The organism is Asaia astilbis JCM 15831 (assembly GCF_000613845.1).
GTDB classification, from domain to species: domain Bacteria; phylum Pseudomonadota; class Alphaproteobacteria; order Acetobacterales; family Acetobacteraceae; genus Asaia; species Asaia astilbis.
Genome location: NZ_BAJT01000014.1, coordinates 41743 through 53360 on the forward strand (window position 1 = coordinate 41743; position 11618 = coordinate 53360).

At 54.7% G+C, this 11618-nt stretch carries 10 protein-coding genes; all 10 read left to right on the forward strand.

Annotated features, from left to right (window positions below; all coding sequences use genetic code 11):
• Positions 1 to 55 precede the first annotated feature (55 nt).
• A complete protein-coding gene (gene htpG, locus JCM15831_RS11200) occupies positions 56 to 1924 on the forward strand; it encodes a molecular chaperone HtpG (RefSeq protein ID WP_025824337.1) in 1869 nt (622 codons plus the stop codon).
• 699 nt (positions 1925 to 2623) lie between these two features.
• Positions 2624 to 3739 carry a glycosyltransferase family 9 protein gene (locus JCM15831_RS11210; RefSeq protein ID WP_025824338.1) on the forward strand — a complete coding sequence of 372 codons (1116 nt, stop codon included), beginning with the start codon at positions 2624 to 2626 and terminating at the stop codon, positions 3737 to 3739.
• A 21-nt stretch (positions 3740 to 3760) separates the two neighbouring features.
• A complete protein-coding gene (gene rfaE1, locus JCM15831_RS11215; protein ID WP_025824339.1) occupies positions 3761 to 4702 on the forward strand; it encodes a D-glycero-beta-D-manno-heptose-7-phosphate kinase in 942 nt (313 codons plus the stop codon).
• Between the two features lie 163 nt (positions 4703 to 4865).
• Positions 4866 to 5582 (forward strand): ABC transporter permease, encoded by a 717-nt coding sequence (locus JCM15831_RS18525; RefSeq protein WP_051528466.1) that lies wholly within the window; start codon positions 4866 to 4868, stop codon positions 5580 to 5582.
• A 174-nt stretch (positions 5583 to 5756) separates the two neighbouring features.
• A complete protein-coding gene (locus JCM15831_RS18530; protein ID WP_025824340.1) occupies positions 5757 to 6422 on the forward strand; it encodes an ABC transporter ATP-binding protein in 666 nt (221 codons plus the stop codon).
• Positions 6415 to 7836: a glycosyltransferase family 9 protein gene (locus JCM15831_RS11230; protein WP_025824341.1), complete on the forward strand. Its 1422-nt coding sequence runs from the start codon at positions 6415 to 6417 to the stop codon at positions 7834 to 7836. Before JCM15831_RS18530 ends, JCM15831_RS11230 begins: the two co-directional genes overlap by 8 nt.
• Before the next feature lie 559 nt (positions 7837 to 8395).
• Positions 8396 to 9397, forward strand: coding sequence for an ADP-glyceromanno-heptose 6-epimerase (rfaD, locus tag JCM15831_RS11240; protein WP_025824343.1), 1002 nt, complete (start codon positions 8396 to 8398; stop codon positions 9395 to 9397).
• Positions 9397 to 9918, forward strand: coding sequence for a D-glycero-beta-D-manno-heptose 1-phosphate adenylyltransferase (rfaE2, locus tag JCM15831_RS18535; RefSeq protein WP_051528468.1), 522 nt, complete (start codon positions 9397 to 9399; stop codon positions 9916 to 9918). The genes rfaD and rfaE2 overlap by 1 nt, the downstream gene beginning before the upstream one ends.
• Entirely contained in the window at positions 9902 to 10483 is a 582-nt protein-coding gene (locus JCM15831_RS18540; RefSeq protein WP_025824344.1) for a D-glycero-alpha-D-manno-heptose-1,7-bisphosphate 7-phosphatase, read from the forward strand. Before rfaE2 ends, JCM15831_RS18540 begins: the two co-directional genes overlap by 17 nt.
• 9 nt (positions 10484 to 10492) lie before the next feature.
• The gene (locus JCM15831_RS11255) at positions 10493 to 11581 is read left to right on the forward strand and encodes an AGE family epimerase/isomerase (RefSeq protein WP_025824345.1); all 1089 of its coding nucleotides are present in this window, start codon (positions 10493 to 10495) and stop codon (positions 11579 to 11581) included.
• Positions 11582 to 11618 lie beyond the last annotated feature (37 nt).

Consider the following 11618-nt stretch of genomic DNA (forward strand, 5'->3'; position numbering starts at 1 on the left):
CTTTTCCCTGCAAATCGGTGCCATTGCGGCACCATCACAGTCTTGAGGGATCTCCATGACCGAGAACACAGAAAAAGATCAGGTCCAGGGCGCCGAAAAGCATGAATTCAGCGCCGAAGTCGGGCGTCTTCTCGACCTCGTCGTTCATGCACTCTACTCCGAACGCGAGATCTTCCTGCGCGAGTTGGTGGCCAATGCGGCCGATGCGTCGGACAAGCGCCGCTTCGAGGCCCTGACCGATGCCGCCAAAGCGCTCCCCGCTGACGCCTCAATCCGCATCAACCCGGACAAAGACAGCCGCCTGCTGACAATCAGCGATAATGGCGCAGGCATGAGCCGTGAGGATCTGGCCAGTAATCTGGGCACAATCGCCCGCTCCGGCACGCGCGCTTTCGGTGAGAAGCTAAACAGCGCCAAGCCCGAAGACCGTCCGAGCCTCATCGGTCAGTTCGGCGTCGGCTTCTATGCCGCCTTCATGGTCGCCGACAAGGTCGATGTGATCTCGCGTCAACCGGGTTCGGATCAGGCCTGGCAGTGGTCATCCGACGGCAAGGGCGCCTACACGATCGCGCCTGCAACCCGCGAGCAGCCCGGCACCGACATCATTCTGCATGTCAAAACCGATGCGGACGAGTTCCTCGATGCCTGGCGTCTGCGCTCGATCATCCGCAAATGGGCCGACCACATCTCATGGCCGATCACCCTGCGTGAAGGCGACGAAGACAAGTCGGCCAATGAGGGCACGGCGCTGTGGCGCAAGTCGAAATCCGACATCACGCCTGAGCAGTACACCGAGTTCTATCGTCACGTAGCCCACCAGTTCGACGAGCCCTATGCCACGCTGCACTGGAGCGCCGAAGGCACGACCGAATTCACGGCCCTGCTGTTCATTCCGGGTGCGCGCCCGTTCGACTTCATGGAGCAGTCGCGTGAGAGCAAGGTGCATCTCCATGTGCGCCGCATGTTCATCACCGACGAAGCCGCCCTTCTCCCGGCCTGGCTGCGTTTCGTCCATGGCGTTGTCGACACCGAAGATCTGCCGCTGAACGTCTCGCGCGAAATGCTGCAATCCACCCCGGTTCTGACACGCATCCGCAAGGCTGTGACCAAGCGCGTGATGACAGAAATCAAGAACCGCGCCAAAGACACCGAGAATGCCGAAGGCTTCGGGACATTCTGGGAAAACTTCGGTCCGATCATCAAGGAAGGAATCTGGGAGGACTCGGAGCACCGTCAGGAACTGGCTGCCCTGTCACGCTTCCGCTCGACGGCATCGGACGAGCCGACCACACTCGACGCCTATCTGTCGCGCATGAAACCCGGCCAGGACGCCATCTATTATCTGACCGGCGAGAACGCCGAAGCGCTTGCCGCCTCGCCTCAGCTTGAAGGCTTCCGCGCCCGCGGCATCGAAGTGCTGCTGCTTTCCGACCAGGTCGACAGCTTCTGGCCCGATCGTCTGTCTTCCTACGAAGACAAGGGGCTGAAATCGATCAACCAGGCCCATGGCGATCTGGAGAAATTCGAAGCGCCCACGCCTGAAGGCGACGCTGCCGATCTCGAGAAGCTGGTTCCCGCGTTGAAGGAAGCACTGGGCGAAAACGTCAAGGACGTGCGGGGCACCGTGCGTCTGGTCGGCAGCGCCGTGGTGATCACAAGCGAGGGCGGACCGGATCTGATGATGCAGCGTCTCATGCGCCGCTCAGGTCAGGGCATGCCGCCAAGCGCCCCGATCATGGAGATCAACCCGCACCATCCGCTCATCCGCGATCTCGCAGCACGTGTGGAAAAAGGCGAAAGCGTCGCCGACTATGCCCGCGTTCTACTGGATGTCGCCCGCATTCAGGACGGCGAAACCCTGCCTGATGCAGCTGGTTTCGCACAACGCCTGACCGCCATGCTCACGAGCGTCGCAAGCGCTTAACCAAGGGACCGTCCATCCAACCTGTTTCCGGCAACGCTCAGGACAGCTGTCATGAGCGTTGCCGGAAAGAGCCCTGAATACCCAGCTGACCCTTGCATAATTTCGCCCACCCAAACCTCTACGCCATCAATGGAACGCCTAGAGCTTGAGACGCGAAACCTGAGCAATTTCTGAACCACTCAGCATTTTCGTGCTGGCACCTGTCGAAAGCAGTGCCGCACGGAACATCAGAGTTTTTTGAAACCTGATCGTCGTCAGCTCGGCCCTGTTTCCCGAGAACGCACGCACACCGACCTTTGTTTGGCCACATAACTTCGTTAGCCATCAGTATCAGAATTGTCATCGTTTCTCTCATCACCATGACGAAAAGACTGGAAACAGTGAAGTCCAGAGGCCAAAAGCATAGTGCAAGAAAAGCCACTTATACCCCGCTACGCAACCTCCCACATACCATTCAGCTGTGGCGTTATCAGGCTTCAAACAAGACCCTATTCGTCAGAAATGAGTCCTTGCTTGTGCTAGTGGCAAAATCTTGGCATTATTGGTTTACCTATTTTCTTCAAAATCCATTGAAGTACACCTAGATCTGATGTCTTTTTTTTTTCGCGAAACTACTGTTTTACAGAGCAAGGAGACTCTTTCTTCAGTTCCACGAAGTTAGAAAAACCTCCCATTCTTCATTGATTGGTCTTATTTTTATTGCTCGATTCGTCGGAAAACGCAGAAGCTATCTCTTTCGGCATCTCAGGGCGCGAAGCCAGAATCTCCAGCCCACAGACTTTCCTGAACGTGAAATCTTCACTATCCATAAAGATCGTTGGGGGTATTGGCGACTACATGATTGCGATGCGCTTTATCGCTGATCTGGCCCTCGCCTCTGAACCCTTCAGCGTCGACATCTATTGTGGCCAGCCCGACGTAGTTGAGTGGGTCTTCAAAAGCGTCAAATGTTTCAATACTGCCCGTTCGGAATTTCTTTTCGATCGTACCGCGCAGCATTACGACGCCAGCGTGTGGCTCTCTCACGCGATAGTCATTGACGTGCCGGATTTCGCGTCACGACATCTGGTTTCTGCGCCTCGTCTGAGAGAGGCTCTCCTCACGGCTGTCGAGCGATCCAAGCCTCTGAAAGAGTTTGCATTCAGACGACCTGTTCCAGACAATCAGATCGCCCGTCTGGCTGTACGTGCCGGATGCACAAGAATGACATTCTCTCATTGGATCTTCGGTATCGATCCAACGAATAGTCAGCACAAGCTGCACGTTGAACGCAGTGCCACAAGCCGTTTCGGTCTCGACGCTGTGCCCTATGTCACAATACACAACGGGCATGATAGAAATGTTGTCCTGCTGGGGCAGACTTCCACCAAATTCTACCCACGATTTTCTGAAGTGGTTTGCAAGGTACGTCAGGAGTTTCCGCACATAAAGTTCCTACAAGTTGGCACTAAAGACGACATACGCATAGAGAATACCGATTTCGATCTAAGAGGGCAGACATCACTCCCCGAGGTCGCAGGCCTGATCGACAAGGCCCTGTGCCACCTGGATGTGGAGAGCGGCCTCGTTCATATGGCTCATTGTCTGGAAACCCCAGCCGTCGTGGTGTTTGGCCCGACGCCGGTTGATTATTTTGGTTATCCTGATTATTCAGCAATTCCACCGCAGGCGTGCGGGGATTGCTGGGCGACCCAGGATACTTGGATGGCCTTGTGCCCACGCGGACATAAAGTACCGGTCTGCACGCAGCAATCTCCCGATTTGATTGCCCAGGCGCTCAGCGCACGTCTGGCAAACATGACCAGCTCAATGTAACTCTTACCCTCGGAAGTCTGAATGAGCGTGACCTCTCCCCGCGATTTCTCCTCTGTCCGCCTCTTGGTAATGGGCGACGTCATGCTGGACCGCTACTGGTTTGGAGATAGTAACCGGCTATCACCTGAAGCACCCGTTCCAGTGGTCTTGATCGAGGATATCCGTGACACGCCCGGCGGAGCAGCGAACGTTGCGCTCAACGTTGCCAATATGGGCGCGCAGATTGCACTTTTTTCGGTTCTGGGGCGGGACCACGAGGGAGACATCCTACGCGAGCTTCTGGAACGTCAGAATGTCGAATGCTCTTTTTCCTACAACGAGGCTTTTCGGACGATCGTAAAGCTCCGGATCATTGCCCGGAATCAGCAGATTGTGCGCGCCGATTTCGAACGCAAACCTGATCGCGAACTTCTTAAACCAGTCGTGGAAAAGTTTCGTGAGGCCCTCCTCCCGACAGATACTGTTATCCTCTCAGACTATGGCAAGGGCGGCCTCAGTCATGTCTCAGACGTATTGGCCATCACCCGGGAAAAGAACGTCAAGGTTCTGATCGATCCCAAGGGATCGGATTATTCCGCCTATCGTGGCGCGACCCTGATCACGCCTAACCGCGCCGAGTTTGCGCAGGTCGTTGGAACCTGGTCAAACGAGGCCGAATTTGAGCGGCTCGCCTTCGGTCTGCGCGACCGACTGGAACTCGAGGCCCTCCTCGTAACACGGTCCGAGGAGGGGATGAGCCTTTTTGTGGGCGATCGCCATATTCACATTCTTGCCGAGGCCAAGGAAGTCTTCGATGTTTCCGGTGCTGGCGATACAGTGATTTCCGTGCTCGCCACAGCGCTCGGCGCTGGATATTCCCTTGAAGAGGCCACACGTCTTGCCAACTCCGCTGCAAGCGTGGTTGTGAGCAAGCTTGGAACAGCTCCAATCACACGCGACGAGCTGAACTCTCTGAAAACCTGACCTCAAACCGCGACTGTCTCCCGGCTATTGCCCAGCTCCCGAGGAACTCTCTATTAAGATGATTGTGATCGACTCAGCCTTGCACCAGCTGCGCTAAGACCCTCCACTTTTCATGAAACAGATATGCTCGGCCCCTCGGGCCACTGGATGTGAGGCATGCTGAATGCTTAAAGAAAGTCTCTCTTCATTCCTCCGAGGATGCCGCACCTGGAGGCTATGGACCCTTCTCGGGTGGCTGGATATTCAGCAGCGTTATGCTCGATCAAGCCTGGGACCATTCTGGATCACCCTGAGCATGGGCGTCATGGTTGGTGCCATGGGATTGGTCTATGGCACTTTGTTCGGGCAGGATATGAAAAGCTACCTGCCGCTTATCGGCTCGGGCTTCGTACTCTGGGCGCTCATCTCGGGGATACTGAATGAGTCGTGCTTCGCTTTCATAAACAACGCAAATTTCATTCGCCAGAGTGACGTCAGCTTGTGGGTTTATATCTTCCAGGTTCTCTGGAGGCAGATGATCATCCTGGCGCATAACGTCGTTGTTATCGTTGTCTTGCGCATCGTCTTTAATGTGAAGGGCTACGATCACCTGCTGCTTTTCATTCCGGGTCTTCTTGTCTTGCTGCTCAATCTCACCTGGATGTCTTACATGGCTGCGATCTGGTCCGCGCGTTATCGCGATGTTCCGCAGTTGATCGCTTCATGTCTCCAGATACTATTCTATATCACACCATTGATGTGGTGGCCGCACATGCTGAAGAAGCATCAATGGATCATTACCATCAATCCCTTCAGCAGTCTCGTCGATCTCGTTCGTGCTCCGGTTCTGGGAGCATACCGCAGCCAGCTAGCTGGGGTGTTGCCGCTGTTCTTGCTATAGTAGGGTGGACACTCGTGCTCATTACTTCCGTGCGGGCCAGCCGCAACGTCGCTTATTGGGTCTGACCGGGATGACAATGCTCAGCTCGACAGCGTCTCGGTTACCATCCCCGTTTTCGAGATCTCAGGACGATCGCTTCGTAAAGCTCTGGCACGCATCGGGCAACGTAATGAGATGGCCGAAGCCGGAGACGGCGCAATTCAGGTCCAGTGCCTCAAAGACATCAACCTCTCCCTCGATAAAGGCGACCGGCTTGGACTGGTTGGCGAGAATGGTGCGGGCAAAAGCACCCTCCTTCGTGTCATGGCCGGTATTTACAGACCTCAGGAGGGTTGCGTGAAGCGTGAGGGGAAGACGGTGCCGCTCCTCGACATCTCTCTCTGCCTTGATGACAATGCGACCGGTCGCCAGAATATTCGCCTGCGAGGCCTTTTCCTCGGCCTGTCTTCAGAGCAGATTTCGGCTCACGAGCAAGAAATCATCTCGTTTTCCGAGCTGGGCGATCATATCGATATGCCAGTTCGAACCTATTCTACAGGCATGAGGATGCGACTGGCGTTTTCCATCTCTATGGCTGTAGAGGCTGAAATCCTGCTTCTGGATGAAGTTCTGGCCGTGGGCGATAGTGCGTTTCAGGCCAAGGCCACCGCTCGCTTGCGAGAAATTTCGGATCGGGCCGGCATCGTCGTGATGGCACTCCACTCCAGTCCTGCCATCATGAAATTCTGTAACAAGGTCGCCTGGTTACAAGACGGTGCGGTCCGGATGTTGGGCGAATGCCACGAAGTCATCCGAGCCTATGATCAATTCATGCACTCAAAAGAAAAGACCGATGCCTAAATCACCGGCCCCCCTAGAGAAGATCAAGATTGCTCGTTTCCGTGAACATGAGCAGCGCAACTTCCAAGCGACCTCCTTGCCAGTGCGCGCCTTGCGTTACTATCGTGGGCTTGCAGCCAAGCATCCGCCGCACATCGTCTGGTACCATGTGATGACCCGCGTCGTGGCCTCTCTGCGCAACAGACTAGGAACGAAGTTCGGAAAAAAGCAGACTGAAGACGTTGCCGTGGCTGATCCTGAAGCGGGTTTTAGCGCAGCTCAGGACGCGCTCATTCGTGACCTCATTGCCCGCGTCGAAAAGGGCATAAGCCTCCAACAGCCCCTGCTCTTCGCTGTACGTATTACTGGCGGGATTGGTGACGCACTGATCGTCGCGCGTCTCGTTCGCGACCTTCAGGCCGAACTCGGCAACGATGCGATGTTCGATGTTTATTTCGAGTCGCATAAGATCATCGAACCCTTCTTCAAAAGCTGCCCAGGCTTTCGAAACAGTCTCAATGTCCGACTTTTCGAAAGATCACGCTCCCATTACAGTTTCGCCCTTCTAGCAAATCAGTTCGTAACATTCGATAATGAAAATATCGACTGCGAAACGCTTCTTGACAAGAAACCAGAAGTGCTGAATCTCTTCAGTCAAATTGAAAAAGCGCGCGTTTTAGTGGACCGCTATATAAGCAACCACCCATTTCTTGATGGAGCATTTGCCGACATAGCCGTCAGAAAAGGCTCTCAACGCTATACTTATCTGCATGAGATGCTTGGGCTGGCTTATGGGGGTGACCGCTTACAAATCGAGGTTGATCACGAGCTGCCTGGCAAACTCGGGTTGTCAGCTGGAAAATACGTTACCATCCACGACGGCTGGGACGGAAAGTTCAAGATTGCCGGCCCCCGTCCGACGAAAGCCGTCCCGAAGAAAACTTGGATAGAGATCGTTCGCAACCTCAAAGCGACACGCCCGGATCTCGTCATTGTTCAGTTGGGTGGAGAGACCGGAGACCACATTCCCGGTGTCGACATCGATCTCAAGGGTTCTCTCTCCTTTATGCAATCGGCTGCAATCCTCGCCAACGCGGCTGCTCACATTGACGCTGAGTCAGGACTCGTTCATTTGGCAGCCGCACTGGGAGTGCGCAGCGCTGTCATGTTCGGTCCCACAAATGTGGCATGGTTTGGCTATCCGCAAAATGCGAATATCCCGCCAAAAGAATGCGGCAATTGCTGGTGGTCGACTGACACCTGGATGGATTCCTGCCCGGTCGGACACGAAAAGCCGATCTGCACCTCCAACATCAATGCCTTGGAAGTCGTCACCGAAGCTCTGAAGCTCGTCGACACTCCTTATACCGATCAATCACTCACTGCTTCCTCGAGCTCGAATGATATTGCCGCAAAACTAAAGACCGCAGGGTGACAATGACTGCGCGAGAGCTCCCATTGGATCGCGTCAGATATCTGGATGTATGCGCTGAACGTGGTCAGCATGTGCCTCAGTTGGTTAGCACGACAGCATGCCTTCCAGCTCATCGACGCAGTATCCTCTCTCAGAATAGGACCACCTCCACAGTCGACAGTGAATTTTCAGCTCATGCTCGCCGCGCTCTGTATCTTTATCGCGGTGATGCGTCTGCGCTTCCTTCATGCTCTCTTTGAGACGCAGCTGTTCCAGTTCTTGGGACGATACTCTTTCGCTCTATTCCTGGTGCATTATCCAGTCATCCGTTTCATCGGACTCTACATCGCACGGATCGATCCTGAAGGTCTCCGTAGCCCGGATATATATGGGGCGATGGCAACACTGCTCTCCATCACAGTGTCTTTCCTTATCGCTGGTTTTTTCACCTGGATTGACACAGGGTCGATTAGAGTGTCCCACAGGATCAGAAATTTGCTCTCCTTCTAGATCGGCCAGACGACGACCTGATCGGGAAGAAAGAGTACCAAAACTGCAATTGTCACTACTGGATTAAACCATGTCTAAACGTATTATTGTTACCGGCGCTGCCGGATTTATCGGATGCAATATTGTTCGTGAGCTTAATGCGCGCGGATACACTGACATCATTGCTGTCGACAATCTGTCAAAATCAGAAAAATTTCATAACCTTGTCGATTTGGGCATCAGCGACTTCATCGACAAATCTGCCTTCTACGACTCATTCGCCGCAGGACGCTTTGGGAAAGTCGAAGCAATTTTTCATGAAGGTGCGTGTTCCGATACAATGGAGCATGACGGTCGCTACATGCTTGCCAACAACTATACGACCAGCAAAACTCTACTCGAAACCTGTGCCACGACCGGAACACGTCTCCTTTACGCTTCCAGTGCCGCCACCTATGGCGGATCGGCAGACTTCGTCGAAGAGCCTCGCTTCGAGCGTCCGCTCAATGTCTACGGCTATTCCAAACTTCTGTTCGATCAGGTGGTGCGCCAGACGCTTCCGAAGATGAACAGTCAGGTCGCTGGATTCCGTTACTTCAACGTTTATGGGCCCAATGAGCAGCATAAAGGACGTATGGCGTCCGTGGCGTTCCATAATTTCAACCAGTTCCGAGCTGACGGTCGAGTTAAACTCTTCGGTTCCTATGGAGACTATGGCCCCGGTGAGCAGGTCCGTGATTTCGTCTTCGTCAAAGACGTCGTGGCCGTCAATCTCTGGTTTTTTGATCACCCCGAGCGAAGCGGTGTCTTCAATCTCGGATCAGGCAGAGCGCAGGCTTTCAACGATGTCGCGCATGCAGTCGTGAACACCATGCGTGCTACACAAAATCATCCTGAGCTCACTCTGGACCAGATGGTGACCCAGGGCCTAATTGAATATATCGACTTCCCTGAGGCGCTGGTCGGGAAATATCAGTGCTTCACTCAGGCGAACCTGAGTAACCTTCGAGCAGCTGGCTGCGATCACCAGTTTGACGATGTCGCAACAGGAGTAGCTTCCTACGTTCGCCACCTCCTGCAAAAGGCATCCTGATGACCACCCGCAGCGACGGCAGCACCGCACGGTTCGTGTCTACAGAACGCAAATTCATAAGAGACTGGGCGGCGCTGAAGGATGCGACTGACAACCTGCATCCGCTGGTCTTCACAAATGGCGTATTTGACATACTCCATCGAGGCCATGTTCACTCTCTTGAAGCCGCACGGGCTGAGGGCGCGTATCTTGTCGTTGGCGTCAACAGCGACGCATCCGTAAAGCGCCTTGGCAAAGGTGACGATCGGCCTATTCAATCCGAAAATGATCGAGCCTGCATTCTGGCAAGCCTTGCCTGCGTCGACTACGTGACGATTTTCGACGAAGACACGCCAGCAAAATTGATCGAGGCGATCACTCCTGACGTGCTCGTCAAAGGTGGAGATTATCGTCTCGATCAAATTGCGGGCGCCGATACGGTGCTTGCGCGTGGCGGACGCGTCAAGACAATCGACTTCGAGCATAGCCGGAGCACCACCGGGATTCTTGGCAGGATCAGAGAGCATGCCCCGAAGCAGTAATGTCGTCTTGATCCATCGTCCCATCGAGACAGGCAAGGCAGCCCTCTTCCTGGACCGGGACGGAGTCGTCAACATCGATACGGGATATCTATCCGACCCCGATACAGTAGCCCTCCGCCCTGGAGCCGCAGCAATGATTGCGGCTTTCAGCGCTGCGGGCTGGCCGATCATCATCGTCTCCAATCAGAGCGGTCTGGGTCGGGGATATTTTGATCGTTCTACGATGATCGCAGTGCAGGAGCGGATCGAGACTCTTCTATCCCAAGAGGGCGCCAGTCTGGATGCGGTTTTCCTCTGTGGTGCAGCTCCCGACGACAGCCACGAGCTATCAGAATGGCGTAAGCCCGCACCCGGAATGCTGCTGACTGCCGAGAAATTGTTCGGAATCGATCTCGCACGCAGCGTTCTTGTGGGCGACAAAGTCAGCGACATACAAGCGGCCGCCGCTGCGGGGTTGTCATCCGGGTATCTTGTCGATACGCCGCTTCCAGTCACGCCATTTCCTTTTTCGATGCCGGTCAACGCAGTGCACGACCTCGCAAATGTTCGCCCTAGCTTCTCATAAAGAACCTCGATGCCCGACGATCTACTGACCTGGCTGACAACTCGTGCCTGGCCGCTCTGGCTGGAATACGGGGTCGACAGAAAAGCCGGCGCGTTCAACGAGAGCTTGACGCTGGAGGAGTATCGATCAACGGCGTCGTTCCGAAGACTGCGCGTACTGACCCGTCAGATCTACGTCTTTTCGAAAGCTGCCGAACACGGGCTCGCCGGAGCAGCAGACACCGTCGAGATGGGACTGACGTTCCTGCTCGGTCGCGCTCGTCATCCTGACGGTGGTTACGCATGGCGTTTCGATCTGGATGGAAACGTGATCGATGATCGTCGGGATTTATACGATCACGCCTTCGCCCTTTTGGCGTTGGCTTCAAGCAATAAGCTATTGCCCAGCCATAATTGTCATGAAGAAGCCCGATCGCTGAGCGAGTTCATCTCCACCCGATTGCGTCATCAGCAGGCTGGTTTTGTAGAATCATTACCGCTCTCTTTGCCTCGTCGGCAAAACCCGCACATGCATCTGCTGGAAGCTTATCTGACAGCGGCCGAGAGCTTTGGAGACGCACTCTTCCTCGATCGCGCGAGCGAGCTTATCGATTTATTCGCCGAGCATCTCCTCGACAAGAAGACCGGAACACTTCCCGAGTATTTCAGTGATGCTCTTCTTGTTGAGACAACGGAAAATCGTCATGTCTGGGAACCAGGACATCATTGTGAATGGATCTGGCTCTTGAGCTGGTACGAGCGCCTAACCGGTCCATCACATCGTCTGGAGAACGCGCAAGATTTACTCTGGCAGAGCGTCAGAAATCACGGTGCCATCGATGACGATCCGACGTTGATCGATGAGGTCTGGAGCAATGGCGATGTCAAAAAAGGAACAGCGCGTCTGTGGCCCCAGACGGAGCGGCTGAAATCCTCACTGGCTATACGGCACAAATCACCAGGAGAACGTGCGCGGGCTGAAGCCGTTCTCAAATCCTGGCTGCGCCCGGATGGGACCTGGCACGAACGCCGTAATGCCGAAGGCCGCCTGACAATGGAGCCTATCCCGGCGAGCAGCCTCTACCATCTGACATGCGGCATCCTGTTCGAAGCTTCATAAGATCGGAGGCGGTCGAGCCTAGGATACCCATCGATCG